This is a genomic window from Bradyrhizobium sp. ERR14, from assembly GCF_014198235.1.
In the GTDB taxonomy this organism is placed as follows: domain Bacteria; phylum Pseudomonadota; class Alphaproteobacteria; order Rhizobiales; family Xanthobacteraceae; genus Bradyrhizobium.
The window spans coordinates 288861-315286 of sequence record NZ_JACIHD010000004.1; the positions used below are offsets into that span (position 1 = coordinate 288861).

The 26426-nt window shown below is 64.9% G+C and carries 24 protein-coding genes; 8 read left to right on the plus strand and 16 right to left on the minus strand.

Translation table 11 applies throughout. From position 1 onward, the window contains the following. The first annotated feature begins 160 nt into the window (after positions 1-160). On the plus strand, positions 161-1378 hold the full coding sequence (locus GGD62_RS14630; RefSeq protein ID WP_246800099.1) for a rhomboid family intramembrane serine protease: 1218 nt from the start codon (positions 161-163) through the stop codon (positions 1376-1378). A gap of 107 nt (positions 1379-1485) precedes the next feature. On the opposite strand, the gene GGD62_RS14635 is transcribed toward GGD62_RS14630, so the two are convergent. Beyond that, entirely contained in the window at positions 1486-2736 is a 1251-nt protein-coding gene (locus GGD62_RS14635) for a NupC/NupG family nucleoside CNT transporter (protein WP_183708892.1), read from the minus strand. A 160-nt stretch (positions 2737-2896) separates the two neighbouring features. Between GGD62_RS14635 and GGD62_RS14640 the strand changes: the two genes are divergently transcribed. Beyond that, complete coding sequence (locus tag GGD62_RS14640) at positions 2897-4135, plus strand: MFS transporter (RefSeq protein WP_183708893.1); 1239 nt, start codon at positions 2897-2899, stop codon at positions 4133-4135. A 209-nt stretch (positions 4136-4344) separates the two neighbouring features. Here GGD62_RS14640 and GGD62_RS14645 read toward each other — a convergent pair whose 3' ends face one another. The 6 genes from GGD62_RS14645 to GGD62_RS14670 form a co-directional block, all read right to left on the minus strand. Beyond that, positions 4345-5103 carry an SDR family oxidoreductase gene (locus tag GGD62_RS14645; protein ID WP_018322065.1) on the minus strand — a complete coding sequence of 253 codons (759 nt, stop codon included), beginning with the start codon at positions 5101-5103 and terminating at the stop codon, positions 4345-4347. A 24-nt stretch (positions 5104-5127) separates the two neighbouring features. Beyond that, a complete protein-coding gene (locus tag GGD62_RS14650) occupies positions 5128-5886 on the minus strand; it encodes a proteasome-type protease (protein ID WP_092259186.1) in 759 nt (252 codons plus the stop codon). Between the two features lie 114 nt (positions 5887-6000). Next, positions 6001-6408, minus strand: coding sequence for a carboxymuconolactone decarboxylase family protein (locus tag GGD62_RS14655; protein WP_183708894.1), 408 nt, complete (start codon positions 6406-6408; stop codon positions 6001-6003). Between the two features lie 70 nt (positions 6409-6478). Then, positions 6479-7327, minus strand: a complete 849-nt coding sequence (locus tag GGD62_RS14660) for a transglutaminase family protein (RefSeq protein ID WP_026202673.1) — start codon at positions 7325-7327, stop codon at positions 6479-6481. Between the two features lie 120 nt (positions 7328-7447). Continuing rightward, the gene (locus GGD62_RS14665) at positions 7448-8392 is read right to left on the minus strand and encodes an alpha-E domain-containing protein (protein ID WP_018322069.1); all 945 of its coding nucleotides are present in this window, start codon (positions 8390-8392) and stop codon (positions 7448-7450) included. A 4-nt stretch (positions 8393-8396) separates the two neighbouring features. Continuing rightward, on the minus strand, positions 8397-9815 hold the full coding sequence (locus GGD62_RS14670) for a circularly permuted type 2 ATP-grasp protein (protein WP_183234723.1): 1419 nt from the start codon (positions 9813-9815) through the stop codon (positions 8397-8399). A 276-nt stretch (positions 9816-10091) separates the two neighbouring features. Here GGD62_RS14670 and GGD62_RS14675 point away from each other — a divergent pair, with 276 nt between their 5' ends. The 3 genes from GGD62_RS14675 to GGD62_RS14685 are packed head-to-tail and all read left to right on the plus strand — an operon-like array spanning position 10092 to position 12080. Further along, positions 10092-10829, plus strand: a complete 738-nt coding sequence (locus GGD62_RS14675; RefSeq protein ID WP_018322071.1) for a molybdopterin-binding protein — start codon at positions 10092-10094, stop codon at positions 10827-10829. A gap of 36 nt (positions 10830-10865) precedes the next feature. Further along, positions 10866-11393 (plus strand): xanthine phosphoribosyltransferase, encoded by a 528-nt coding sequence (gene gpt / locus GGD62_RS14680; RefSeq protein ID WP_018322072.1) that lies wholly within the window; start codon positions 10866-10868, stop codon positions 11391-11393. A 24-nt stretch (positions 11394-11417) separates the two neighbouring features. Continuing rightward, on the plus strand, positions 11418-12080 hold the full coding sequence (locus tag GGD62_RS14685) for a hypothetical protein (protein WP_183708895.1): 663 nt from the start codon (positions 11418-11420) through the stop codon (positions 12078-12080). 24 nt (positions 12081-12104) lie between these two features. On the opposite strand, the gene GGD62_RS14690 is transcribed toward GGD62_RS14685, so the two are convergent. Further along, positions 12105-13127: a methionine synthase gene (locus GGD62_RS14690; protein WP_183708896.1), complete on the minus strand. Its 1023-nt coding sequence runs from the start codon at positions 13125-13127 to the stop codon at positions 12105-12107. 130 nt (positions 13128-13257) lie between these two features. Between GGD62_RS14690 and GGD62_RS14695 the strand changes: the two genes are divergently transcribed. The 3 genes from GGD62_RS14695 to GGD62_RS14705 all read left to right on the plus strand — a co-directional run bounded on the left by GGD62_RS14695 (position 13258) and on the right by GGD62_RS14705 (position 15678). After that, positions 13258-13959, plus strand: a complete 702-nt coding sequence (locus tag GGD62_RS14695) for a glutathione binding-like protein (RefSeq protein ID WP_018322075.1) — start codon at positions 13258-13260, stop codon at positions 13957-13959. Positions 13960-14092: 133 nt separating this feature from the next. Further along, complete coding sequence (locus GGD62_RS14700) at positions 14093-14701, plus strand: 2-hydroxychromene-2-carboxylate isomerase (protein WP_179734255.1); 609 nt, start codon at positions 14093-14095, stop codon at positions 14699-14701. Next, positions 14701-15678, plus strand: coding sequence for an NADPH:quinone oxidoreductase family protein (locus tag GGD62_RS14705; protein WP_183708897.1), 978 nt, complete (start codon positions 14701-14703; stop codon positions 15676-15678). Before GGD62_RS14700 ends, GGD62_RS14705 begins: the two co-directional genes overlap by 1 nt. A 143-nt stretch (positions 15679-15821) precedes the next feature. On the opposite strand, the gene GGD62_RS14710 is transcribed toward GGD62_RS14705, so the two are convergent. From GGD62_RS14710 to GGD62_RS14745, 8 genes are all read right to left on the minus strand, one after another. After that, positions 15822-16712, minus strand: coding sequence for a crotonase/enoyl-CoA hydratase family protein (locus GGD62_RS14710; protein WP_183708898.1), 891 nt, complete (start codon positions 16710-16712; stop codon positions 15822-15824). A gap of 302 nt (positions 16713-17014) precedes the next feature. Further along, a complete protein-coding gene (locus tag GGD62_RS14715) occupies positions 17015-18436 on the minus strand; it encodes an amidase (RefSeq protein ID WP_183708899.1) in 1422 nt (473 codons plus the stop codon). A 2-nt stretch (positions 18437-18438) separates the two neighbouring features. Beyond that, complete coding sequence (locus tag GGD62_RS14720; RefSeq protein WP_038949932.1) at positions 18439-19602, minus strand: M20 aminoacylase family protein; 1164 nt, start codon at positions 19600-19602, stop codon at positions 18439-18441. 13 nt (positions 19603-19615) lie between these two features. Beyond that, positions 19616-21121 (minus strand): M81 family metallopeptidase, encoded by a 1506-nt coding sequence (locus tag GGD62_RS14725; protein ID WP_183708900.1) that lies wholly within the window; start codon positions 21119-21121, stop codon positions 19616-19618. A gap of 293 nt (positions 21122-21414) precedes the next feature. After that, a complete protein-coding gene (locus GGD62_RS14730; protein WP_183709018.1) occupies positions 21415-23064 on the minus strand; it encodes an ABC transporter ATP-binding protein in 1650 nt (549 codons plus the stop codon). A 14-nt stretch (positions 23065-23078) separates the two neighbouring features. Further along, entirely contained in the window at positions 23079-23966 is an 888-nt protein-coding gene (locus GGD62_RS14735) for an ABC transporter permease (protein ID WP_018322083.1), read from the minus strand. Positions 23967-23984: 18 nt separating this feature from the next. Beyond that, the gene (locus GGD62_RS14740; protein WP_179734267.1) at positions 23985-24926 is read right to left on the minus strand and encodes an ABC transporter permease; all 942 of its coding nucleotides are present in this window, start codon (positions 24924-24926) and stop codon (positions 23985-23987) included. Positions 24927-25134: 208 nt separating this feature from the next. Next, positions 25135-26265: a M20/M25/M40 family metallo-hydrolase gene (locus GGD62_RS14745; RefSeq protein ID WP_183708901.1), complete on the minus strand. Its 1131-nt coding sequence runs from the start codon at positions 26263-26265 to the stop codon at positions 25135-25137. Positions 26266-26426 lie beyond the last annotated feature (161 nt).

Genomic DNA, 26426 nt, shown 5'->3' on the forward strand with positions numbered 1-26426 from the left:
CGTTCGTCAGCGTTCCCGTCACGATCGCTAAAAAGCACCTGATCTGCGAAACCGGGCACTTACCAGCCGGATGGTTTCAGCTGTTCCGCAGGGCGGGCGCTAACCAGTCGAAAATACCTCTCCCGTCAACTCAAAGCTGTGAAAACGCGGGAGTGCTTTCATGGCGACCAACACTTTTGGCCGACGTGGCGTCGCAGCGCCGCCCTCAAGAGCGTCATTTCAACCCGTCGCTGCGCCGATCGTTCGGGAGATCGTGCGCGACCCCGCTCAGGCCTTGCCTAGTGAGGGGACGCTTTTTGGCGACAACAAGCTTTTGGCCGATATCCCTTTCCTCACCATTGGCCTGATTTTTGGTCTGCTTCTGATCTTCGCTCTGCAACGCAGTCTGGCCATCGACGTTGCGCGGGACGGTGACCTCGATGTCCGCTCGCTGATCGCTCAGGGCGCCTCCGGTTACGATCTCGTTGTCGGACGAGGAGAGTGGTGGAGGATTGGCCTTGCGCCGCTGCTGCATGGCAGCGGGTGGCACCTCATCAGCAACTGCATCGGGTTGTTCATCGTCGGCGTCAGGCTGGAGTCTCTGATCGGCCGTGGCTGGTTTGCGCTGATCTTCGTCGCCAGTGCAGTGGCGGGTGAGGTCGGCTCTCTGCTGGGCAATGGCCCCGGCACGGTGGGCGTCGGCGCGTCCGGCGCCATTACCGGGCTCATCGCCGCACTGTTCGTCGCGAGCTTCGATCCCGAAGCGGACGCCGATCAAACCATATCGCGATTGAAGACGTCGCTCTTCTTCGGCGTGCCCGCATTGCTGCCGCTGGCCTTCGGCGCCTCGGGCAATGTCAACTATTATGCCCATGCAGGCGGTGCGGTGGCCGGCGCCGCGCTTGCGATCACGCCGTGGCTCGCCTTCTGGTCCTATGACAGCCTGCCGCGGAGCGCCGGCATGACGTTGCTTGCAGCATCCCTCGGATCTCTGATCTGCGCCGGCTTCGCCGCGGTGCATTATTCGTCCTACATGGCCGATGCCGTGCACTATATCCGCGCATCGGAAGTGCCGACGAAGTCTGACGAGATGGTCAGCCGGTCGTTCGATCTCGTCACTCGCTATCCGAAAGACGCGCGGGCTCACGTGTTCCGCGCGGTCTTCTTCCTGGAACAAGCCAACCTGAGGTCGGCGGAGACGGAGGCGCGAACCGCCATGTCGCTCGCAGCTTCGGATGTGGCGGGTGGGCCGGTGCGCTCCGGCGCACAGGGCCTGATGGCGGTGTTGTTGTGGGCGCAGGGACGGGAAAGCGAGGCGAAAGCCACGGCGGCCGAACCGTGCCGTGCCAAGCTGGCCGAGGTGCGCCGCATCTTGCAGAAGTCGAAATTGTGCAGTTGACCGGAATGACCGGTTCGTAGCCCCGGATGGAGCGCAGCGGCATCCGGGAAAGTCTCTCCGCGGCGAAGCTGATCCGGATACTCGCTGCGCTCATCCGGGCTACGGCATCAAGCCAACACTCCCACCACCGCCCCCATCAAGCAGGTCGTCAGTGTCCCCGACACGATCGACTTCAATCCCAGCGCGTTGATCTCCTCGCGCCGCTCCGGCGCCATCACGCCGAGGCCGCCGATCATGATGCCGAGGCTGGCGAAATTGGCGAAGCCGCACATTGCGTACAGCATGATCAGGCGCGAGCGCGGGTCGAGCGCATCGCCCGGCAGCTTCGAGAAGTCGACATAGGCGATCAATTCGTTGAGCACGGTCTTGGTGCCCATCAGGCTACCGGCCGTCACCGCCTGATCCCATGGCAATCCCATCAGCCAGCACACCGGCGCCATAACCAGCCCCAGCAGGCGCTGTAACGAGATCGCGGCGCCGCCAACGTTCGGCAGCAGGCCGAGCATAGCGTTGACGAGATAGACCAACGCCACCAGCACCAGCAGCATGGCGACGATGTTGATCAGCAGCTCGATCCCCGCGGTGGTGCCTTTCACGATCGCGTCCATCGTGCTGGAGACCTCCATCTCCGGATCTTCGAGCGTGCCGCCGGTACGCGTGTCGGAGGTTTCAGGCACCATGATCAGGCTGACGAGGATCGCGGCCGGCGCGCCCAGCACGGAGGAGATGACGAAGTGCGCGGCCGCGTCGGGAATGAGAGGAGCAAGGAGCGTCGCATAGAGCACCAGCACCGTGCCGGCGATTCCCGCCATGCCGCCGGTCATCACCAGGAATAATTCGCTGCGGGTCATCTGCTTCAGATAGGGCCGCACGAACAGCGGCGCCTCGACCATGCCGAGAAAGATGTTTGCGGCGGTCGAGAGGCCCACCGCGCCGCCGACACCGAGCGTCCGCTCCAGCAGCCAGGCCATGCCGCGCACGATCGGCGGCAGCACGCGCCAGTAGAATAGCAGCGTCGTCAGCACGCTCATCACCAGCACGATCGGCAGCGCCTGGAACGCCAGGATGAAATCGGCGCCAGGCACCTTGACGTCGAAGGGCAGGGCGCCGCCGCCGACATAGCCGAACACGAAGGCGGAGCCGGCGCGCGAGGCAGCCGAGATCGCACCGACCGCGTCATTAATGGCGCCGAAGGCGTGCGCGACGACCGGCAGCTTCAGGAGCACGATCGCCGTGACGAAGGTGGCGACGAGGCCGATCGCCACCTGCCGCAGCGACACCGCGCGCCGATTCTCCGCCAACGCGAAGGCGATCAACAGCAATGCGAAAATGCCGAGTGCCGATTGCAAGCGCAGCATGATGTCCCCAAACCCTCAATGATTATGGCCGCGCCTGCGTTGCAAAGGCAATGCCGGGGGCCGCCAGAAGCGCCCCACTGTTGACAAGCGGGGCCACCTCGGCCACGCGGGGGCCTTCGACAGTGAGGGGGCGAGCGGTCCGAGGGTGACCCAAAAGGCGATGCCAGAGCAACCAATATCCGGACACCCGCCGGTCAGCGCCCGCGCGCTTCTCGCCCATCGCGCGTTCCTGTTCTTCCTGCTCTCGCGCAGCCTGTCGCGCTTTTCCAGCCAGATCGCGGCGGTCGCGATCGGCTGGCAGATCTACGATCTCACCGGCTCGGCCTTCGACCTCGGCATGGTCGGCCTCGTGCAGTTCCTGCCTACCGCGCTCCTGGTGTTCGTCGCTGGCCACGCCGCCGACCGCTATGAGCGCAAGCGCGTGGTCCAGCTCTGCCAACTCGTTGAAGCGGCGACCGCGCTCTATCTCGCAATCATCACCTATCTCGGCGCGGTCGGCGAAGTCCAGATCTTCATCGCGACCTTCGTGCTCGGCATTGCCGGCGCGTTCGAGAGCCCGACCACGGCGGCGCTGCTGCCGCTGATCGCGCCGCAGGGCTCGCTTCAGCGTGCCACCGCCGTCTCCAGCGGCGCGGCGCAGGTCGCGACCATCACCGGGCCGGCGCTCGGCGGCTTCGCCTATGCGGTTTCCCCGCATCTCGCCTACGCCGTGATGGTGCTGTTCTGGATCTTCGGCATGATCCTGACCGGCTTCATCCGGCCGCGTCCGCAGGCGATCGCGAAGGAGGGGATGGACTCGGACAACATCTTCGCCGGCGTTCGCTTCATTCGCAGCAATCCGGCCATCCTCGGCACCATTTCGCTCGACCTGTTCGCGGTGCTGTTCGGCGGCGTCACCGCGCTGTTGCCGATCTATGCCCGTGACATCCTCCAGACCGGGCCGGTCGGGCTCGGCGTGCTGCGTGCCGCGCCGGCGGTCGGCGCGCTCCTGATGACCATGGTGCTGGCGCGCCACGCCATCTCCAGGCACGTGGGCCTGCGCATGTTCCAGGCCGTGATCGTGTTCGGCCTCGCCACCATCGTGTTCGCGCTGTCGTCCTGGATGTGGCTGTCGGTGCTCGCGCTCGCCGTGCTCGGTGCCGCCGACACGATCAGCGTCGTGATCCGCTTCTCGCTGGTGCAGCTCTCCACCCCCGACGAGATGCGCGGCCGGGTCGGCGCGGTGAACTTCCTGTTCATCAACGCCTCGAACCAGCTCGGCCAGTTCGAAAGCGGTGTGGCCGCCGCGCTGCTCGGCGCCATGCCGGCCGCCGTGCTCGGCGGCGTTGCCACGGTTGCGGTGGCGCTGCTCTGGATGAAGCTGTTTCCCAGCCTGCGGCAGGTGGAGAGCTTGGAGTAGGCCTCCGCTCTCTCCACGTCATTGCGAGGAGCGAAGCGACGAAGCAATCCAGAATCTTGCCTCGGAGGCATTCTGGATTGCTTCGCTGCGCTCGCAATGACGATTGTTGAGATAGCTCGTGGACTTAACTCGCGTCACCCCCGTAGCCAAGCAGCAGCAGGCGCCTCTTGACGCCTACTGTGCATGGGGTTGTTTTCGCAATTTTAGCTTCAGCCCCGTCCGACGAACGGCATCTTGGTTGCCATGACCGTCATGGTCAGCACGTTGGCATCGAGCGGCAGGCCGGCCATGTAGGCCACGGCATCGCCGACCGCTTTCGCATCCATGCGCGGCTCGTGCTTGGTGGTGCCGTCCGGCTGCAGCACGCCGGGGCCGTTGACCATGCGATCGGTCATCGGGGTCGCGGCATTGCCGATGTCGACCTGGCCGACCGCGATGTCGTACATGCGGCCGTCGAGGTTGCTGGCCTTGGTCAGACCGGTGATGGCGTGCTTGGTCGAGGTGTAGGCCGCCGAGAACGGGCGCGGCGCATGCGCCGAGATCGAGCCGTTGTTGATGATGCGGCCGCCGCGCGGGGTCTGGTCCTTCATGATGCGGAAGGCGTGCTGGGTGCACAGGAACGGGCCGGTGAGGTTGGTGTTCACCACCGCCTGCCACTGCTCGAGGCTGAGGTCCTCGAAGTTCACCGCGGGAGCGCCCATGCCGGCATTGTTGAAGAGCACGTCGAGCCGGCCATAGGTGGCCTTCACCTTGTCGAACAGCGCGGCGATGGAATCCGGCTTGGTCATGTCGGCGGTGACGCACAGGCTTTTCCCGGCGGGACCGAGCTTCGCCGTCTCCTCGAGCATGTCGAGCCGGCGACCCACCAGCACCACGGTGAAGCCGGTGTTCATCAATGCCAGCGACGCGGCGCGCCCGACACCGGTGCCGGCGCCCGTCACTACTGCGATCTTGTTTGCTTCACTCATTGTTTCCTGCCTTTTCTCATGCTGTCAGGTTTTGGGTTCTTTTTCGTTCTTGTAGGGCGGCCGTGGAATGTTCTGGTGCGCCGCGCGCAGCGCCGCCGACCAGCGCGAGCGCAGATCGTGGAAATAGGGCTCGCCGGCCTCGATGCGATGGTTGAGATCTGCATCGCAGGCATCGGCGCGCACCACCAGCACGTCGATCGGCAGGCCGACGCCGAGGTTCGAACGCATGGTCGAATCCATTGAGATCAGGCCGGTCTTCAGCGCCTCGTAGAGCTCGACGTCGTAATGCATGGCGCGGTCGAGCACCGGCTTGCCGTATTTGTGCTCACCGATCTGCAAGTACGGCGTGTCGGTCGTGCACTCGATGAAATTGCCGGCGGTGTAGATCATGAACAGGCGCATCCGGGAGCCCTTGATCTGGCCGCCGAACAGGAACGAGACGTCGAACGAGACGTCCTCGGATCTCAGCGCCGGGCCTTCTGTGGCGTGCACCGCGCGGATGGCCCGGCCGATGCGCTGGGCGGCCTGGAACATGGTCGGCGCGTTCATCAGCGTCTCGACCTCGCCCGTGTTGGGGTCCTCCAGGCCTTCGGTCAGCGTGGAGAGCACGGACTGGCTGATGGCGAGGTTGCCGGCGCTGGCGATCGCCATGATGCGTTCGCCGGGCTTTGAGAAGATGTGCAGCTTGCGGAAGGTCGAGACGTTGTCGAGGCCGGCATTGGTGCGGGTGTCGGCGATCATCACCAAACCGTCCCGAACCAGGATTCCGCAACAATAGGTCATTTCCAGTCCCCGAACGCGTTTGCGCGGAATTACTAGCGAATTTCGGGAGCCGGTCCAACCCCCGATTCCCGGGGGAAGGTCGTCATTCCGAGGCGTGGCAGCCAGCTCTGCCGCTCAATCCGCGGCATCGACGAGAAACGCCTCGTCGACCGGCACGCCGAGCGCCGTGACCAGCCGGTTGGTCTCCGCGGCCATGCCGACGATGGCGAGCAGCTCGGCATATTCGGCCTCGGTCATGCCCTTGGCCCGCGCGGCGGCGGTGTGGGAGTGAATGCAGTAGCTGCAGCCATGCGCGATCGAAACCGCGACATAAAGCATTTCCTTGACCTTGGGATCGAGCGCGCCGGGAGCCATCACCTCCTTGATGCTTTCCCAGGTCCGCCGCAGCGTCTTCGGATCATGCGCCAGCGCGCGCCAGAAATTGTTGACGAAGTCCGACTTTCGCACCTTGCGGATATCGTCGAAGACGGCGCGCGCTTCGGTGGAGAGTTCATCGTCCGAAAGCAGTTTTGCGGTGGCCATGGGTACCTCGCGGGGGGGCAGCTTCGATCCCCGCGAGTGTAGCACGACCGATGCGCTCGAACGGCTGCGCCTAGCTCTGCCGTTGGGATTGCGATTGCGACGGACCGCCGCGGCCGGCCTGCTCGACCTTCACGGCCACAGCCAGCGTCTCGGCGCCGCCGCCATAGCGGGTGCCGCGCACCGGGGCAGCGCCGAGATAGTCGAGCCCGATCGCGACGCGGACATGGGCGTCGGTGGCGCAGATGCTATTGGCGGGATCGAATCCGACCCAGCCGAGATCGGGCACAAAGGCTTCCGCCCAGGCGTGACCGGCGTCCTGATGCACCGTGCCGTCCGCGCGCAGGAAGTGGCCGGAGACGAAGCGCGCCGGCACGCCGCCGGCGCGGGCGCAGGCGATGAAGATGTGCGCGTAGTCCTGGCAGACCCCGCGCTTGAGCGTGAACGCCTCCGCCGCCGAGGTGCCGCTGTTGGTCGGGTCCTCGTCGAACGTCATGTGATCGGCGATCTCGGTCATCAGCGTATGCAGGAAGCCGAGCGTGTCGCTCTCGGCCTCGCTGCGCAACTGGCGCGCGACCGCCATCATCGCGGGATTGACGGAGGTGAGGTCGGTGGCACGCAAGAACATGCCGGCCGGAAAGCGCTCGTCGGTCCCGCGCAGCACGCCGCCGGTGTCGTGGGTCTCGATCAGGCCTTCGGCGGTGATCTTGATGTCGCCGACAGGTCCGCAGGACAGCACATGGGTGACGTTGCCGAAGGCGTCCTCGTGGGTGTCGAGCTTGGTGTCCGTGGAGACGTCGATCTGCCATTCCGCCACATATTGCCCGTCATGGCTGCCGGGCGTCATGCGCAGGATCTGGATTACGCTGGTGGCCGCCGGCTCGTAGCGATAGGTCGTGGTGTGCAGGATTCGCAGGCGCATGGTGGTTTTGATCCATTCCGGGCGATGCGTCAGCATCGAACTCTAGTGCGTAATTGCGCACTTGAGAATCTCGAGATTCCGGGTCTGGTCCTTTGGACCATCCCGGAATGACGGCGTTCATCAGATCAAATACTGCTTCGTGATGATTTCGCCCAGCCTGGAATTGTCGGTGATGAATTCCTGAATGAATTCATGCACGCCATGCTGGAAAATGTCGTTCATATTGCTGTGTTCCAGCCGGTTACGGATGCCGCGGGCGTGGCGCTGGGCCGGGCCCTGGCGGCCATAGGCGACGCCGATCTGGTCGAGGTTGCGCACGAGATTGCCGTAGCAACTGGCGAGCGAGCGCGGCAGCGTGTCGTTGAGGATGAGCAGATCCGCGATCAGCCACGGCTTCAGCGTCTCGCGATAGACCCAGTGATAGGCCGTCAGCGCCGAGACCGAGCGCAGGATCGAGCTCCACTGGTAGAAGTCCAGGGGACCACCGACATGCTCTTCCTCGGGCAGCAGCACGTGATACTTCACGTCGAGAATGCGCGCGGTGTTGTCGGCGCGCTCCAGATGCACGCCCATCCGCGAAAACCAGTAGGCATCGTTGCGCAACATGGTCCGGTAGGCCGAACCGTCGAAGCGCAGCGAGGTCTCCTGGACGAAGCGCAGGAATTTGGCGAGGTCCTCGCGCGTCGAGGTGCCCTTGCTCCACACCGCCTGAAGCTCGATCCAGGCCGAGTTGATGGTGTCCCACATCTCGCTGGTCAGCGCGGTGCGGACCGAGCGCGAGTTCAGCCGCGCCGCCTCGATGCAGTTCCTGATCGAGGATGGATTGTCCACGGAGAACGAGAGGTAGTCGACGACGTTGTGCTCGTTGGCTTCCTCGTAGGTCTGATAGAAGCTGGCGGCGACGCCGGCGGTGAGCAGCGCCGAGTCCCATTCATTGGTCTTGCCGACATAGGCGGCGGGAAGCGCGGTGACGCGCAGCGTCGCATCGATGGTGCGCGCGAGATATTCGGCCCGTTCGACGTAGCGGGCGAGCCAGTAGAGGTTTTCGGCGGTACGCGACAGCATCTGACTACTCGTCCAGGATCCAGGTGTCTTTGGTGCCGCCGCCCTGGCTCGAATTCACCACCAGGGAGCCTTCCTTCAGCGCGACGCGTGTCAGGCCGCCCGGCACGATAGTGGTGCTCTTGCTGCCGGTGAGCACGAAGGGCCGCAAATCGACATGGCGCGGGGCGAGGCCGGTTGCGGTGCAAGTCGGGCAGGTCGAGAGGGCGAGCGTCGGCTGGGCGATGAAGCCTTCGGGCTCGCGCTTGAGCTTCTCGCGGAACGCTTCGATCGTGGCCTTCGTCGCGGCGGGCCCGATCAGCATGCCGTAGCCGCCGGAGCCGTGCACTTCCTTGACGACGAGCTCGCTCAGATTGTCCAGCACATAGGCGAGGTCCTTCGGCTCGCGGCAGCGCCAGGTCGGCACGTTCTTGAGGATCGGCTCCTCGCCGAGATAGAATTTCACGATATCCGGCATGTAGGAGTAGATCGCCTTGTCGTCGGCAATCCCGGTGCCGACGGCGTTGGCGAGCGTGATGTTGCCGGCCGCATAGGCCGACATCAGCCCGGGCACGCCGAGCACGGAATCGGGACGGAAGGTGAGTGGATCGAGGAAGTCGTCGTCGACGCGGCGATAGATTACGTCGACCCGCTTCACGCCTTCGGTCGTCCGCATGAACACTTCGTTGTTCTTGACGATGAGATCGCGGCCCTCGACCAGCTCGATGCCGAGCTTGTCGGCGAGGAAGGAGTGCTCGTAATAGGCCGAGTTGTAGACGCCGGGGGTGAGCAGGGCGACGGTCGGCTCGCCCGAGGCGCTCAGCGGCGCGACGGAGCGGAGCGCCGAGAGCAGCTCGTCCGGATAGCGCTCGACCGGCGCCACCTTGTGGCGGGCGAACAGATCCGGAAACAACCGCATCATGATCTCGCGGTTTTCCAGCATGTAGGACACGCCGGAGGGCGTGCGCGCATTGTCCTCGAGCACGATGAAGTCGTTGGCATCGACCCGGACGATGTCGATGCCGGCGATGTGCACGTAGACGTCGTGCGGCACCTGCTGGCCGTTCATCTCGGGCCGGAAGACCGGGTTCTGGAAGATCAGATCGTCGGGCACGATCTCGGCGCGCAGGACGTCGCGGCCGTGATAGATGTCGCGCAGGAACATGTTGAGCGCGCGCACGCGCTGCTTCAGGCCCTTCTCCAGCAGTGCCCATTCCTTACCCGACATGATCCGCGGGATCACGTCGAAGGGGATCAGGCGCTCGGTGGATTCGGCCTCGCCATAGACCGCGAAGGTGATGCCGATGCGGCGGAACAGCAGCTCGGCCTCCTGGCGGCGATATTCGAGCGCCTCGGGAGGCGTCTCCTTGAGCCAGCGCGCCAGCTCCTGGTAGGCGGGGCGAAGGTCCCCGCCGGGAATATTCATTTCATCAAACGCGACTGCCATAGATGCCGACTGTTCTCCGCAAGGCGTTGCGCCAATGGACAGGTCGCCAGGCCCTGGTGAAGCCGCAACGTCCTGACCATGCGGCAAGAGTGCATGACTTTCATGTGGTAGCAAGGGCCGGGCCAGCGCGATAAGCAGGGACTGGCAGCATTTGCCGGGGATGGCCGGCGGCTTGCCTGAAAAAATGGCTGAGGACTGCCTATTTCGACAGCAAAACCGCGTGACTTCAACGCGTTACCTCGGCAAAGTCGGCGCCACAGGTGAGGGACTTAAGTTATGAGCGAGATCGTCACGGCGGGCATTCTGGTCATTGGGGACGAAATCCTGTCCGGCCGGACCAAGGACAAGAATATCGGCTTCATCGCCGAATACCTGACCAATATCGGCATCGACCTGAAGGAGGTTCGGGTCGTCTCCGATGACGAGCCCGACATCATCGCTGCCTTGGATGCACTGCGGCATCGCTACACCTACGTCTTCACCACAGGCGGCATCGGGCCGACCCATGACGACATCACTGCCGACAGCGTTGCCAAGGCGTTCGGCGTCGGCATCGACCACCATCCGGAGGTGGTCGCCCGATTCAAGGAGCGCTGGAGCGAGCAGGACCTCAACGAGGCCCGCTTGCGCATGGCCCGCATCCCCGACGGTGCCGAGCTGATCCAGAGCGCAACCATCCTTGCGCCCGGCTTCAAGATCGGCAATGTCATCGTGATGGCCGGCGTGCCCTCGATCATGCAGGCGATGATGGACATCGTCTCGCCCAAGCTGAAATCGGGCGTGCGCATGCTCTCCGAATCGGTCCGCGCCAATGCGCGGGAGGGCGACATCGGCAGCCCCTTACGCGCGATCGCCACCGCCCATCCCGACACCATCATCGGCAGCTACCCCTTCATGGACGAGGAGCAAAAGCCGAATACGAACCTCGTGGTGCGCTCGCGCGATGCGGACAAGCTCGCGGCAGCAATGGCCGCGGTGAAGGAAATGCTGGCAGGATTGAACATCACCCGTTAGCTGAGGATTTGCCGGCAGGCGAAGCAGGAGACGACAATGGCTGGTGAAGCACCGGAACTGAGTGCGCAGGAGCGGGCGGGCAAGGCCTTCCCGGTCTCGTGGGACCAGTTCCACCGCGACTGCCGGGCGCTGACCTGGCGGCTCAACGAAGTCGGCCCGTTCCACGCCGTCATCGCGATCACCCGCGGCGGCCTGGTGCCGGCCGCCATCGTGGCGCGCGAGCTTGGCGTGCGCATCATCGATACCGTCTGCGTCGCCAGCTACGACCACGACAAGCAGGGCGACCTCCAGGTCCTCAAGGGTATTTCGGAACAGGCCATGAAGCTTGGTGGTGGCACCGGCAAGGGGCTGTTGATCGTCGACGATCTCGTCGACACCGGCAAGACCGGCAAGCTGGTGCGCGAGATGTTGCCCGACGCACATTTCGCCACCGTCTATGCCAAGCCGAAGGGGCGCCCGCTCGTCGACACCTTCATCACGGAAGTCTCGCAGGATACCTGGATCTTCTTCCCCTGGGACACCGCGCTGTCCTACCACCCGCCGCTGCGCGACGGCGCGGCGTGATCAAAGGCGAATGGCGAGTAGCGAATGGCGAATAGCAGCCCCTCCACTCGCAATTCGCCATTCGCTACTCGCCCTCTCCAAAACCGTGTCACACCTACCGGCGACATCATCGCCACCCCGCATCGCGGCCTGTTCACCGGCAATCGCGGCATCATCCATGATCCCGCAACGAAGACGCTGCTGAACAAGCGCTGGTCGTCGCCGGCGTGGATTACGTGCTTGTGCGAATTCCGCGGCTGGCGGCGGCCGGTGATGGCGCGGCGCAGCTGGACCGAGCTGTTCTTTCTCGACGAGGCCACCGCGTTGGCCGCGGGCCATCGTCCCTGCTTCTTCTGCCGCCGCGAGGATGCCAACCGCTTTCGCGCGGCGTGGGAGAGGGGTAATGGCGTGAGCAAGGTGAGTGCGAAGGCGATGGACGCCTCGCTGCACCTGGAGCGTCTGGATCATGGCCGCAAGCGCCTGCACGCGCCGCCGGTGCCGCTGGCAGAATTGCCCGACGGCGCGATGGTTCAACGGGGCGAAGACAGCTTTCTGGTGGTGCAGGGAAGGGCGCTGCTTTGGTCGCCAGCCGGCTATGCCCGCGCCGAGCGCGAGCTGGAGAGCCCAATGCTGCTGACGCCCCCGTCCACGCTGCGTGCACTGAGCGCCGGATATCAACCGGCGCTGCATCCGACCGCTCTGGACTAGCAGAGCGGCTGCGGATCCCGGCCCTCACCCCAGCTTCTCGCGCGCCAGCGCAGCGCCTGCGCCGAGCGCCATCAGCTTGGCTTCGGCGATCTCGCGCCGCATCGGTGCCATGCCGCAATTGGTGGTGGCGATGATGTTGCTCTTGGGGACGAATTTCGACACCGCGTCGATCACCTTCACGACATCCTCTGCAGTCTCCACCGTGTCGCTGGCAACGTCGATCACGCCGGCCTGCACGATCTTGTTCTTGAGCAGCTCCAGCAGATCGAGCGGCACTTTCGAATTGCGGCATTCGATCGCGACCTGCTGGATCGGGCTGGCGTCGATCGCCGGAAAGATCTGCTCATACTGCCGCCATTGGCTGCCCAACGTTTCCTTCCAGTCGGTGTTGGCCTTGATGCCGTAGCCGTAGCAGATATGCACGGCGGTGGCGCAGGTGAGGCCCTGCGCAGCGCGCTCCAGCGCCTTGATGCCCCAATCGTTGACCTCGTCCATGTAGACGTTGAAGGCGGGCTCGTCGAACTGCACGAGATCGACGCCGTCGACCTGCAATGCCTTGGCCTCCTCATTCAAAAGCTCGGCGAAGGCAAACGCCATCTTGACGCGGTCGCCATAGTAGCGATCGGCAATGGTGTCGATGATGGTCATCGGGCCGGGCAGGGTGAACTTCAGCTTCCTCTTCGTGTGCGTGCGCGCCGCGCGCGCCTCGAAGGCATGGACGCGCCCCTTGAGCCGAAGCGGGGCGACCACCTGCGGCACCATCGCCTTGTAGCGGTCCTTGCGGATGCCCATCTCGACCTTGTGCGCGAAATCGATGCCTTCGATCTTCTCCAAAAAACCGTGCACGAAATGCTGCCGGGCCTGCTCGCCCTCGGTGAGGATGTCGATGCCGGCGTCCTCCTGGATCTTCAGCCAGATCAACGTCGCGTCGCGCTTGGCGCGGAGCAACTCGTCGCCCTGCGACTTCCAGGGCGCCCAGAGCATATTGGGTTCGGCAAGCCATTCCGGCTTCGGCAAGGAGCCGGCAATCGTGGTTGGAAACAGCATGGCGGCCCTCCGGCGGGTTGTGTTGCGCCCCTTCCTGCCATGTCCTAACGTCAAGGTACAGAACAACAAAAGTCGTTATTTTAGCTGGCGGCATCGGCAGGGAAGGCCAAAGGATGCCGAGGGAAACGTCATGATCGATCTCCATTACGCGCCGACGCCGAATGGCTGGAAAATCTCGATCATGCTGGAAGAGCTCCGACTTCCCTATGTCGTGAAGCCCGTCGACATCCGCGCCGGCGAGCAGTTCAGCCCCGAGTTTCTGGCGATCTCCCCGAACAACCGCATCCCCGCGATCGTCGATCACGCACCCGCCGACGGCGGCGGGCCGTTCTCGGTGTTCGAGACCGGCGCAATTCTGATTTATCTCGCGGAGAAGACCGGCCGCTTCCTGGCCGCCGACTTGCGCGGCCGTTCCACCACAATTCAATGGGTGATGTGGCAGATGGCCGGCCTCGGGCCGATGCTCGGCCAGCACGGGCATTTTGCGCTCTATGCGGCGGAGAAGATCCCCTATGCGATCGAGCGCTATCGCGACGAGGCGGCCCGGCTCTACGGCGTGCTCGACCGGCAGCTGGAGAAGACCGGCGCCTATGTCGCCGGCGACTATTCCATTGCCGACATCGCCTGCTTCCCCTGGACCATGACCCACAAGGCGCAGGGCTTTACGCTCGACGACTATCCGAATGTCAAACGCTGGTATGCCGACGTCCGCGCCAGGCCGCAGGTGCAGGCGGGGCTTGCGATCGGAAAATTCGTGAAAGAGCCGTTCGACGAGGAATCACGCAAGATCATGTTCGGCCAGCGTGCGAAGGAAGTGTTGGGAAGGAAGTAGTGCCTGTCCCTCATGGTGAGGAGCGCCATAGGCGCGTCTCGAACCATGAAGGCCCGACTGTCACCCGTGGCCATCCTTCGAGACGGCCGCTACGCTGCCTCCTCAGGACGAGGTCCGTTACAAAGGAAACGCCATGATCGAATTCTTCTTCGACTGTTCCAGCCCCTGGACCTATCTCGCCTTCCACAACATCCAGCCGCTCGCCAGGGAACTCGGCGCCGAGATCGTCTGGAGACCGATCCTGGTCGGCGGCATCTTCAATACGGTCAATCCGAGCGTCTATGCGCAGCGCGAGACGCCGGTGCCGTTGAAGGCGCGCTATATGAAGAAGGACCTTCAGGACTGGTCGCGCTCGGCGGGCCTTGCGATCAAGATGCCGCCGACGGTGTTTCCGGTGAACAGCGTCAAGGCGATGCGCGGATGCATCTGGCTGGGTAAGGACATGCTGCCGTTCGCGACCGCCGTGTTCGAGGCCTATTGGGGCGAGGACAAGGATATCTCGCAGGACTCCGTGCTCGCCGGGATCTGCAGGAAGGTCGGCATCGACGAGCCAAAATTCTTCGCCGGCATCGCCGAGCAAGGGATCAAGGATCAGCTCAAGGCGAATACGGAAGAGGTGGTCGCGCGCGGCGGCTTCGGCTCGCCGACGATCTTTGTCAATAAGACCGACATGTATTTCGGCAACGACCGCCTGCCGCTGATCCGCGAAGCGCTCAAGCGCAGCAAGGCGAGCGCGGCCTGATGGTGCGCGCCGTCGTCTGCCATGCGCTCGGCGAGCCCGAAACCTTGCGGCTGGAAGAGTTTCCGCCGCGCGCCCTGAAGCCGGGCGAAGCGCGGGTCGCGATCCGTGCCGCCGGGCTGAATTTTCCTGATGTGCTGATGGCCGCCGGCCAATATCAGCTCAAGCCGGAGCTGCCGTTCACGCCCGGCATGGAAGCTGCCGGCGACGTGACCGAAGTGGGTGCGGAGGCGAAGGGCGTTGCCGTCGGCGACAAGGTTATCGTGAAGATGCGGCATGGCGCATTCACCGACGAGGCCATCGTCGCGCCGTCGCAGCTCACGCCGATGCCGTCGACATTCGACTACGCCGAGGCTGCGACCTATCTTGCCGGCCATGGCACGGCCTATCACGCGCTGATCGATCGCGGCCGGGTCGAGCCGGGAGAGGTGCTGCTGGTGCATGGCGCCGGTGGTGGCACGGGATTGGCCGCCGTCGAGATCGGCAAGATGCTGGGCGCGACCGTGATCGCGACGGCGTCCAGCGACGAGAAGCTCGCCATTGCGAAATCGCGCGGCGCCGATCATCTTATCCGCTATGACCGCGAGCCGTTTCGCGACGCCGTCAAGCGCATCACCGATGGTCGCGGCGCGGACATCGTGTTCGATCCCGTCGGCGGTCAGGTTTTCGAAGACTCGATGCGCTGTATCGCCTGGGGCGCGCGGCTCCTCGTAATCGGCTTCACCGGCGGCATCGGTTCGGCCAAGACCAACCTCCTGCTGATCAAGGGCGCCAGCGTGCTCGGCGTGCGTGCCGGCGAAGCGGTACGAAAGAATCCCGCACTTGGCGAGGTGCGCCTGAAAGCGCTCTTGCAATGGGCGGAGGAGGGCAAGCTGCGCCCCAACGTCTCACACCGCCTGCCACTGGAAGATTACGCGAAGGCCATGCGGCTCTTGATCGACCGCAAGGCGATCGGGCGTGTCGCGCTGATGATGGAGTGACGGTGACGTAGGGTGGGCAAAGGCGCTCTTGCGCCGTGCCCACCATCTCTCTCGATTGCGAAAAGTGCGTGGGCACGCTTCCGCCGTCGCTCTTCGAGCTATGGCGGACAAGTCGCTTTGCCCACCTTACGAGAGCTACGAAGCTACTTGTATTCCCGCTCCGTCCACCACGGGAAATAGTCCGGCATGTCGCTGGACACCTTGTTCTTGAACTGCGCGGGGCGCTTTTCCAGGAACGACACCACGCCTTCCTTGACATCGTCGGAGCGGCCGCGGGCGTAGATGCCGCGGCTGTCGACCTTGTGGGCCTCCATCGGATCATCGGCGCCCATCATGCGCCACATCATCTGGCGGATCAGCGCGACCGATACCGGTGCGGTCTTCGCCGCGAACTCCTTGGCGAGCGCGCGGGCGGTCGGCAGGAGGTCATCAGGGGAGACGACCTTGCTGACGAGACGGCCGGCGAGGGCTTCCTGGGCCGGGAAGACGCGGCCCGAATAGCACCATTCCAGCGCCTGCGAGATGCCGACAATGCGTGGCAGGAACCAGCTCGACGCCGCCTCCGGCACGATGCCACGCTGGGAGAACACGAAGCCGAAGCGAGCGGCGTCGGAAGCAATGCGGATGTCCATCGCGAGCTGCATGGTGACGCCGATGCCGACCGCAGGACCGTTCACGGCGGCGATGACGGGCTTCAGGCACTTGAAAATGCGCAAGGTCACCTGGCCGCCGCCGTCGCGCACCTGCGGATCGCTGTAGTCGACCTTGCCGTCGGCGAAGCGCTTCACTGGCCCGCGTCGCGCATCGCGGTCGAACGTGTCGGCGCCCGACGACAGATCTGCGCCCGCGCAAAAACCGCGACCGGCGCCTGTCACGATAATGGCGCGGACGTTGTCGTCCTTGTCGGCGGCGTCGAACGCGTCGATCAGCTCTGCTTGCATCTGCGCGTTGAAGGCGTTGAGCTTGTCGGGCCGGTTCAGGGTGATGGTGAGGATCTGCTCGGCGACCTCGTATTTGATCGTCTCATACGCCATGGTGGTTTCCTTCCTTTTGTTCTTTCGCTGCGCAGATGGCACAGGGCTTGAGTTTTCTTTACCCTTCCCTGGAGGGGGAGGGTCGATCGCGCGCAGCGCGAGTGGGGTGGGGTGATCTCTCCTCTCGGGCACTGCTGGACGCGCAGAGACCGTCACCCCACCCCGTCTCACATTTCGCTGCGCTCAACGTGAGCCGACCCTCCCCCTCCAGGGAGGGTAAGCAAGAGGCTCCGCATGCTGCCTGTCCAAAGACTTCCGGGCTTGCGCTTAAAGGGCGCGCTTCCCGGAATGACGAGAACGTCTTACTTCGCCGGCGGCCTCGGCCAGGGCTTCTGCGGCCCGCGCAAACCTTCAAAAGCCTTGGCCATGCCGAGCACGCCGATGTCGTCGAAGCGGCGGCCGACGATCTGCACGCCGATGGGAAAACCCTTGGCGTCGAAGCCGCCGTTGATCGAGATGGCGGGGTTCTCCGACATATTCCACGGCACGGTATAGGCGATGTGCTCGAACGGCTTCATGGGATCGTTGGTCGGCGAGGCCCAGTCCGCCGGATAGTTCACATTCGGCGCGGTCGGCGAGATCACATAGTCGAGCTCGCAGAACAGCTTTGACGCCGCGGCCCGGATCGCCATGGTCTGGTTGAAGCCGCGGATGACATCGATGCCAGAGAGCTTGGCGCCGGACTCGCCCCATTTGAAGATATAGGGCAGCACCTTGGCCTGTTCGGCCGGCGTCAGCTTGGCCAGATCATCCCACATCCGCGCGCGCCAGAAGTTGTCGAGGCCGTCGAGCATCTCGCGCGTCAGGATGCCGTCGACCTCGGTCACGACGCTACCTGCGGATTCGAACGCTTTCGCCGCCTTCACCGCGACCTCGCGCACCGGCTTCTCCAGCGCCAGGCCGCAGCCGGGATCGAGCATCAGGCCGATGCGCAGCTTGCGCGGAGACTTCTCTGCTCCCTTCCAGTTCAGCGGCTCGGCGGGCAGGCTCATGCCGTCGCGCCGGTCGGGCTTTGCGATCACGCTCATCATCAGCGCGCAATCGTCGACCGTGCGGGTCATGGGGCCGGCGACGCGCCCAACATAGGTGGGGTCGATCGGCACGCGGCCGAAGCTCGGCTTCAGGCCGACGAGGCCGCACCAGCCCGCAGGCAGGCGAACCGAGCCGCCGATATCGGTGCCGAGATGTAGCGGACCATAGCCGGCCGCGGCAGCCGCGCCTGCGCCCGCGCTGGAGCCGCCGGGGTTCTTCGAGAGGTCCCAGGGGTTACGCGCGAGTGCGTGGAAACTGGAAAGTCCGGATGACAGCATGCCGTAATCGGGCATCGTGGTCTTGGCGAAGATGACCGCGCCGGCCTCGCGCAGGCGCGCGGCGGGCGGGGCATCCTTTTCGGCCGGCACCAGCTTGACGCTGGCAGCCCCCAGCGGCACCGGCACGCCCTTGGTCGCGATGTTGTCTTTCACCGTGACAGGCACGCCGTCGAGCGCGCCGGATGGCTCACCGCCGGACCAGCGCGCGGTCGAGGCCTTCGCGGCCTCGCGCGCGCCGTCGGGATCGAATGCATAGAGCGCCTTCAGATGCGGCTCCCACGTAGCGACATGCGTGAGCAAATCCTCCAGCACCTCGCTCGGCGAGAATTGCTTGGCGCGATAGCCCGCGATCAGATCGACCGCGGACAGATCGTGCAGTGAGGTGACCGCTTCCTCAGGGCTCTTCTTATGCATTGCTAACCCACCGGCATACGGGTCTCGATGATCCGGGCGAACATGCTGGCGCCGATCGGCAGGATCTTGTCGTCGAGCACGAAGCCGGGATTGTGCACGGGCACGTTGCCATCATGGCCGACCCAGAAATAGGCGCCGGGAATGGTCTCCAGCATGTCGGCAAAATCCTCGCTGCCCATCTTGGGCTGGGCGCGGGTGATCACGTTGGCGGGGTCGACGATGGTGCGCGCGACGTCCTCGACCACCTTGGACTGCTCGACCTGGTTGACCAGCACGCCGAAGGTGTCGCGGATGTCGACGTCGATGACGCACTGGTAGGCGCTTGCGATGCCGGCGCAGATGGTGCGGATGCGTTCGCTGACCAGGGTGCGAACTTCCTTCGAGAAGGTGCGGATGGTGCCGCAAAGATGCGCGTCGCCGGGAATGACGTTGTAGGCGGAGCCCGCGTGGATCTGGGTGATCGAAACCACCGCGGCCTGCAGCGGCTCGACGTTGCGGCTGACGATGGTCTGGATCGCCTGCGCCAGCGTGGTCGCGATGATCACCGCGTCCTTGGAGCGCTCGGGCATCGCGCCATGCGCGCCATAGCCGGTGATACGCAGGTCGAAGAAGTCGGCGCTGGCCATCGCCGGGCCGGGCAGGATCGCGATCTCGCCATGGTTGAGGTCGGGCGCGTTGTGCAGGCCGTAAAGCTCGTCGCAGGGGAATTTTTCGAACAGGCCGTCCTTGATCATCGCGCGGGCGCCGCCGAGACCTTCTTCGGCCGGCTGGAAGATCAAATGCACGGTGCCGTCGAAGTTCTTGGTCTCGGCGAGGTAGCGCGCGGTGCCGAGCAGCATGGTGGTGTGGCCGTCATGGCCGCAGCCGTGGAAGCGGCCGGGGATTTTCGAGCTCCACTTCAGATTGGTGTTCTCTTCCATCGGCAGCGCGTCCATGTCGGCGCGAAGGCCGATGCGCTTGTTGCCCGAACCCTTGCCCTTGATCACGCCGATCACGCCGGTGCCGCCGAGACCGCGATGCACCTCGATGCCCCAGCTCTTCAGCTTGTCGGCGACGATGCCGGAGGTGCGCACTTCCTCGAATCCGATCTCGGGATGGGCGTGCAGGTCGCGGCGGATGGCGGTGAGCTCGTCGGCGTAACCGTCGATGCGGTCGATCGTGGGCATGGGCTTTGTCCAGTTAGCGTGAGGGAGGCGAGAAAACGGGGCCGTTCGGCTTGATGCGAATGCCCGGACGCAGGCGCGTCCAGGGCAGGGTGGCGGTGTCGGCAGGCATCGCGCCCGGTGCGGCGCAGATCATCAGCTTTTCCGCGATCGGCTCGAAATCGGCGCGGAAGTGCACCGAGCTCTTGTTGACCAGAATCTTCTGTTCGGTCGGCTCGATGCCGACATAGCGGTACATCGCCTGGTCGGCGAGCTGCGCCTTGTGCGAGGAGACGACGACGCGGACGTCGCCGATGCGCAAGCAAGCGGAGGGGCCCATCTCCATCTCGCGGCCGCCATAGTAAGGGCCGGGCGCGATGAAGCGGCCGTCGGAGAGCTTTTCGACCACGAAGGTCTCACGATAGGGCTCGTCGCCGGGGATGCCGGACTTGCCGCCGAGCGACAGAGTCACGGTGGCACCGACGCCGGCATCATGCGCGGCCTTGGCCGAGACCGGATCGTAGATCGCGCCGGTCGCGGCGCTCGCTCTGTTGCGCACCAGCGCACGCAGCATGCCGGTCGTATCGGAATCGCCGCCGGCGCCGGGATTGTCCTGGGTGTCGGCAATGATGATCGGCTTGCTCGCGCTCTTCGAAAGCTCCATCGCGTGGCGCACGCCATCATCGGGCGACCAGATCTTGCCGTCGAAATCGTCCTCGTGGCCTTCGATCAGCTTGACGACCGCATCGGCAGCACGATCGGCATCGGCTTGCGTCCTGCCATAGGCGAACACGCTCGGCCCGCAATCGCGGAAATCGGCGGCGGGAAATCCGGGTGCGAAGGAGAGCGTCGGAACCGCATCGCTCTCCAACGCGGCGAGCTTTTCGTAGATGCCTTTGGTCGGCTGGTCGTTGGTGCATTGCCAGCTGATCGGGATCAGGAACGGCAATTGCCGGAACGATTTGGCAAAGCGCTGCTTCGTCTTCAGCAGCAGCGCCAGATGCCGGGCGGAGGCGCGGCCGGTCTCGGCCATGTCGACATGCGGATAGGTGCGGTAGGCGATCAGCGCGTCGGCATGTTCCATCATCTCCGGCGTGACGTTGGCATGGAGGTCGAGGCTGGTGACCAGCGGAACGTCCTTGCCGATGACGCGGCGCACGCGCGCCAGAATCTCGCCTTCGCCGTCGTCGAGATGCTCGGTCACCATGGCGCCGTGCAAATCGAGATAGACCGCATCGAGCGGGCCGGCGGCTGCGATGCCGTCGACCATCACCTTCACGATGCGCTCGAAGGCATCCTTGGTGACATGCGCCGACGGGCTCGCACCGCAGGCAATCGTCGGAACAAGTTCCCAGCCATTCGCTTCGGCGCTGTCGACGAAGCCGGCAAGGCCGACATTGATGCGCCGCATCACCTTCAGCACGTCCGCGCCTTCAGTCATCGCCGGCCAGCCGCCGCCATGCTGGAAGTCGGCGAAGGTCGCCTTGGTGGGAGCGAAGGTGTTGGTCTCGTGCAGGAAGCCGCCGACGGCGATGCGTGTCATTCAGTTCAGTCCAATCAATCAAGAGGGCGCGACGTTAGCCTTGGCCCTGCGGCGAGAGCAAGGTGGGAAGCACTCGCGCCGCGCATAGGGTCAAGCTGTTTTGGGAATGCTGCGGGTGCGGTGCGTGTTGTGAGCCGCTCTGCCAGCCAGACTCTCGCTGTCGTCCCTGCGAACGCAGGGACCCATAACCCCAGGGAGGAGTTTGACGAAGGCCGGTCGTTCGGGACGAGCACCACCGGGAATCGACCGATCACGCGGTATGGGTCCCTGCTTTCGCAGGGACGACAGCGGAACTACAACGTCGCCCCCACGCCCTCTGCGACCGGCCGGAAGTTCGCAAAGTCCCAGTCGCGGCCGGGAGCGGCATCCAGCAGCGCCCTGGTGTAGGCCTCCTTCGGATGCGTCAGCACCTCGGCGGCCGGGCCTTGTTCGACGACACGGCCGCGCTGCATCACCACGACCTCGTCGCAGATCTGCGCTGCGACGCGCAAATCGTGGGTGATGAACAGGATCGCGATGCCGAGGCGCTTCTGGATCTCGTCGAAGAGTTCCAGCACCTGCGCCTGCACCGAGACGTCGAGCGCGGAGACGGCTTCGTCCGCGACCAGCACGTCCGGATCGAGCGCGAGCGCGCGGGCAATGGCGATACGCTGGCGCTGGCCGCCGGAGAACTGGTGCGGATAGCGCGACACTGCATCGGCGGGCAGGCCGACCAGCTCGAGCAGCTCGCGGGCGCGCTTCATCGCATCGGGATGGGCGACGCCGTAATTGATCGGGCCCTCCGCAATACTCTCGCCGACCGTGACACGCGGGTTGAGCGAGCGATAGGGATCCTGGAACACGATCTGGATCTTCTGCCGGTGCGGCTGCAGCAGGCGGCGCGAGATGCCGGCGATCTCTCGGCCGGCGAGGCGCACGCCGCCGGAGGTCGGATCGATCAGGCGGACGATGCAGCGCGCAACCGTCGACTTGCCCGAGCCGCTTTCGCCGACGATGCCGAGCGTGCGGCCCTTGCGCAGCGTCAGCGTCACCTTGTCGGCGGCGACGACCTCGCGGCCTTTGCCGAAGAAGGCACGCTCCTTGTAGACCTTGCTGAGGTCGTTGGCCTCGAGCACGACCGGCTCGCGGCTCTCCTCGCGCGGCGGCCGCGGCACCAGGCTCGGCACCGAGGCGAGCAGATTGCGGGTGTACTCCATGGTCGGATTGCGCAGCACGGCCTCGAGCGGGCCGGTCTCGACCAGCCGGCCCTGCCGCATCACGGCGACGCGGTCGGCGATCTCGGCGACCACGCCCATGTCGTGGGTGATGAACAGCACGGCCGTGCCGTGATCGCGCTGGAGCTCGCGGATCAGGGACAAAATCTGCTTCTGCGTGGTGACGTCGAGCGCGGTGGTCGGCTCGTCCGCGATCAAGAGCTTTGGCTCCAGCACCAGCGCCATCGCGATCATGATGCGCTGGCGCTGGCCGCCGGAGAGGCGATGCGGGTAGGAAGCGAAGATGCGCTCGACCTGGGGCAGGTGGACCTGCTCCATCATGTCGAGGATGCGCTTCTTTCGCGCCTTGGCATCGAGATTGGTGTGGGCGCGCAGCACCTCGTCGATCTGGCGGCCGACCGGCACCACCGGATTGAGCGCGGTCATCGGCTCCTGGAAGATCATCGCCATCTGCGTGGCGCGGAGCTGGCGCAGGCGGCGGTCGGTCGCGGTGAGTAGCTCTTCGCCGACCAGCTTGATGCTGCCGGCGGTGGGAACCAGCGTGCCCTTCGGCAGCAGGCCCATCGTGGTCAGCGAGGTCACCGACTTGCCCGAGCCGCTTTCGCCGACCAGGCACAGCGTCTCGCGCTCGCGGACCTGGATCGAGATGCCGTCGATGATCTTTGGCCCGCCCGGCTTCTTGCCGACGGAGACGACGAGGTTGTTGATGTCGAGAACCGTGTTGGTCATCACTTGATCGGTCATCACTTGCCTTCCCGCTGCTTCATGCGCGGATCGAGTGCGTCGCGGGCGGCGTCGCCGATCAGATTGATGCTGAGGATGGCGATCGAGAGCAGCAGGCCCGGCCAGAAGATCAGCGACGGCTTGATCTGGAAGTACTGGCGGCCCTCGGCCATGATGTTGCCCCAGGTCGGCGTCTCCGGCGAGATGCCGGCGCCGAGGAAGGAGAGGATGGCCTCGGTGAGGATCGCGCTCGCGCAGATATAGGTGCCCTGGACGATCAGCGGCGCCACCGTGTTCGGCATCAGATGCCGCCACATGATCTTCGGCAAGGACGAGCCAACCGAGATCGCTGCCTCGACATAAGGCTCCTCGCGCGCCGACAGCACGACCGAGCGGACCAGCCGTGCCACGCGCGGGATCTCGGGGATGGTGATCGCGATCAGCACGGTCCAGAGGCTGGCGCCGGACAGCGACACCACGGCGATCGCGAGCAGGATGCTCGGCATCGCCATCAGGCCGTCCATGACCCGCATCAGCACGGCATCGACCAGCTTGAAGAAGCCGGAGACGAGGCCGATCGCAAGGCCGATGACGATCGACAGGATCGCCGAGCCGATGCCGATCAGCAGCGAGATGCGGCCGCCATAGACGACGCGCGACAACAGGTCACGACCATAGGCATCGGTGCCGAGCAGGAATTGCGCGGACGACGGCTTGAGCCGTTGCGACGGCGCGAGCTGGATCGGATCATGCGGCGCGATCAGCGGCGCCAGGATCGAGACCAGGATGATCAGCGCGAGCAGGACCGTCGCCGTGGCGATGATCGGCGTCGAGGTGAGGAAGCCGAAGCGCGGCCGCAGCGGCGACGTGATCGGAATGGAGGACTGGGGAAGGGTATCGACCGACATTCTATTCTTGTCCTTGCCTCAGTACCGGATCCGGGGATCGAGCAGGGTGTAGGCGACGTCGATGAGAAGATTGACGACGACATAGATCAGCGACGTCAGCAGGATCATCGCCTGGATCACCGGATAGTCGCGCGCCAGCACCGCATCCACGGTGAGGCGGCCGATGCCGGGAATGTTGAACACGCTCTCGGTGACGACGACGCCGGAGATTAGCAGCGCAAAGCCGGTGCCGATCACGGTGATGACGGGCACGGCGGCGTTGCGCAGCGCGTGGCGCATCATCACGGCGACCTCGTTGATGCCCTTGGCGCGCGCGGTGCGCACATAGTCCTCGCCGAGCACATCCAGCATCGCCGCGCGTGTCATGCGCGCGATCAGCGCGATGTAGATGAAGGAGAGCGCGCAGGTCGGCAGGATCATGCGCTCGAAGAACGGGCCGAAGCCGTTAAAGATGCTGCGGAAGCCCTGCACCGGCACCCACCGCAGTTCGATCGCGAAGACCTGGATCAGAATATAGCCGACCACGAACACCGGCACCGAGAAGCCGAGCACGGAAAGCCCCATCACGAAACGGTCGATCCAGGTGCCGTGCTTCCACGCGGCGATCACGCCGAGGGGAACCGCCACGATCACGGCGAGGATGATGGTGCACAGCGCGATCGAGATCGACGGCTCGACGCGCTGGCCGATCATCTTCATCACAGGCAGATTGGAGATCAGCGAGGTCCCGAGATCGCCGTGGAGCAGCTTGTTCACCCAGGTGACGAACTGCACGATCAAGGGCTCGTTGAGGCCGAGCGAGGTGCGGATGCGCTCGAGCCGTTCCGGCGTTGCATTGTCGCCGGCGAGGATCGCGGCGGGATCGCCGGGGGTGAGGCGGAGCAGGAGGAAGACGAACAGCGCGACGACGCCCATCACGGGCACGGCGGCGAAGATTCGGCGAAGGAGATATCCGAGCAAGTTGGATCCGTCAGATTAGAGTAAATCGGCGGCAGCGGTCGTAGTCTGTTCTGCCACCAGCCTAACATTTCAGCAATTCCCGTGCCATCAGGGCCACAGCTTTTGCAGTGCGGTCAGCTGTTTTGGCGACCCCTCTTCAAGGGGGCCAGCGGAGCGTGCCCGCCAGACGAAATATCTGCGGCGCGCCAGGCGCGCCCATCCAATCCGGTCACTCCAGCGTCTCAAGCAGCCCGGCCATCAGCCGGCCGCGCTCAACGAGACTCTCGACTTCGATATACTCCTCTAACGTGTGGCCATTGGCTCCGCGCACGCCCAGGCCGTCGAGCGTCGGGATTCCCATCGCACCGGTGAAGTTGCCATCGGAGCCGCCGCCGGAGCTCGCATGCGGCAGTTCGGCGCCAAGCGACTTGGCGATGCCGCGCGCCTTCTCATACAACGCCATGGTGCCGGCATCCGGCTCCCACACCGGACGCGTCACCCCGCGCGTCACCTTGAAGGAAACATCGTTGGCCGTGCCCGACAGCGCCAGCATCCGCTCGACGCCGCGATCGAGATCGGCCTGCCGCTTGGCCATGGAGAGCGCTTCGCCGGTGGCGGTCGTGGCAACGCAATTGACCCATTGCCCGCCATGCACGACGCCGACCGAGAAGGTGCAGTCCTCCGTCGTCATCGCGTCGATGGCGAGAATCTGCCGCGCCATCTCGCGGATCGCCGAGCGTCCCGCCGACAGCGTCGCGCCGGCGTGGCTCGGCCGGCCCGCCGCCTCGAGATTGAAGCGCGCGATGGCGTAACGTCCGGTGGTGACGCCGTTGTCGGCGCGGCCGGGCTCGGGCACCAGGACATATTTGTTGCGCGCGGCTTCCGCCTCGATGATGTCGCGCGTCGAGGGCGTCCCCACTTCCTCGTCCGGCGTGAACAGCACGGTGATCGGCAGCGGCGTGGTGAACGATGCACGCGCCAGTTGCCGGATCGCTTCTAGCGAGAGGTAGTTGCCGCCCTTCATGTCATAGATGCCGGGGCCGTAGCACCGATTGCCCTCGCGCCGCCATTTCAGCTTCTCGATGGTACCGACCGGGTGGACGGTATCCATATGGCCGGCGATCAGGATGCCCGGCTCGCCCTGTTTCGGATGCGGAAAGCGCGCGCGGATCACGCCGCCGAACCCCTGGCGGCCGGCGATGCGCTCGATCGTCGCACCCATGATCGCCATATCCCGCGCTGCGATATCGAGCATGCGATTCACCGCATCAGCGTCCCAGGTCGGGCTTTCGCATTCGACCCAGCCGCGCAGACCCTGGAGCATCGCCTCGGAATCGAAAGGAAGATTGGCTGGATTCATCTCAATGTCTCTCAAGCTTCGAAAGATGGAATGCGCATTGCATTGGTGCGGGGCAGGACGAGTGGAGAGTGTTGTAGAGCCAAACCGATCCTTGTGGAGCCCGTGCCCGCGCCGCCAGGGCTTGCAGCGAAACCGGATTGACGCGCTCGGCACTGTCTGCA

Coding starts and splice junctions, on each gene's coding strand:
- GGD62_RS14630 (WP_246800099.1), top strand. CDS start 161: ATGGCGACCAACACTTTTGGCCGACGTGGCGTCGCAGCGCCGCCCTCA.
- GGD62_RS14635 (WP_183708892.1), bottom strand. CDS start 2,736: ATGCTGCGCTTGCAATCGGCACTCGGCATTTTCGCATTGCTGTTGATC.
- GGD62_RS14640 (WP_183708893.1), top strand. CDS start 2,897: ATGCCAGAGCAACCAATATCCGGACACCCGCCGGTCAGCGCCCGCGCG.
- GGD62_RS14645 (WP_018322065.1), bottom strand. CDS start 5,103: ATGAGTGAAGCAAACAAGATCGCAGTAGTGACGGGCGCCGGCACCGGT.
- GGD62_RS14650 (WP_092259186.1), bottom strand. CDS start 5,886: ATGACCTATTGTTGCGGAATCCTGGTTCGGGACGGTTTGGTGATGATC.
- GGD62_RS14655 (WP_183708894.1), bottom strand. CDS start 6,408: ATGGCCACCGCAAAACTGCTTTCGGACGATGAACTCTCCACCGAAGCG.
- GGD62_RS14660 (WP_026202673.1), bottom strand. CDS start 7,327: ATGCGCCTGCGAATCCTGCACACCACGACCTATCGCTACGAGCCGGCG.
- GGD62_RS14665 (WP_018322069.1), bottom strand. CDS start 8,392: ATGCTGTCGCGTACCGCCGAAAACCTCTACTGGCTCGCCCGCTACGTC.
- GGD62_RS14670 (WP_183234723.1), bottom strand. CDS start 9,815: ATGGCAGTCGCGTTTGATGAAATGAATATTCCCGGCGGGGACCTTCGC.
- GGD62_RS14675 (WP_018322071.1), top strand. CDS start 10,092: ATGAGCGAGATCGTCACGGCGGGCATTCTGGTCATTGGGGACGAAATC.
- gpt (WP_018322072.1), top strand. CDS start 10,866: ATGGCTGGTGAAGCACCGGAACTGAGTGCGCAGGAGCGGGCGGGCAAG.
- GGD62_RS14685 (WP_183708895.1), top strand. CDS start 11,418: ATGGCGAATAGCAGCCCCTCCACTCGCAATTCGCCATTCGCTACTCGC.
- GGD62_RS14690 (WP_183708896.1), bottom strand. CDS start 13,127: ATGCTGTTTCCAACCACGATTGCCGGCTCCTTGCCGAAGCCGGAATGG.
- GGD62_RS14695 (WP_018322075.1), top strand. CDS start 13,258: ATGATCGATCTCCATTACGCGCCGACGCCGAATGGCTGGAAAATCTCG.
- GGD62_RS14700 (WP_179734255.1), top strand. CDS start 14,093: ATGATCGAATTCTTCTTCGACTGTTCCAGCCCCTGGACCTATCTCGCC.
- GGD62_RS14705 (WP_183708897.1), top strand. CDS start 14,701: ATGGTGCGCGCCGTCGTCTGCCATGCGCTCGGCGAGCCCGAAACCTTG.
- GGD62_RS14710 (WP_183708898.1), bottom strand. CDS start 16,712: ATGGCGTATGAGACGATCAAATACGAGGTCGCCGAGCAGATCCTCACC.
- GGD62_RS14715 (WP_183708899.1), bottom strand. CDS start 18,436: ATGCATAAGAAGAGCCCTGAGGAAGCGGTCACCTCACTGCACGATCTG.
- GGD62_RS14720 (WP_038949932.1), bottom strand. CDS start 19,602: ATGCCCACGATCGACCGCATCGACGGTTACGCCGACGAGCTCACCGCC.
- GGD62_RS14725 (WP_183708900.1), bottom strand. CDS start 21,121: ATGACACGCATCGCCGTCGGCGGCTTCCTGCACGAGACCAACACCTTC.
- GGD62_RS14730 (WP_183709018.1), bottom strand. CDS start 23,064: ATGACCAACACGGTTCTCGACATCAACAACCTCGTCGTCTCCGTCGGC.
- GGD62_RS14735 (WP_018322083.1), bottom strand. CDS start 23,966: ATGTCGGTCGATACCCTTCCCCAGTCCTCCATTCCGATCACGTCGCCG.
- GGD62_RS14745 (WP_183708901.1), bottom strand. CDS start 26,265: ATGAATCCAGCCAATCTTCCTTTCGATTCCGAGGCGATGCTCCAGGGT.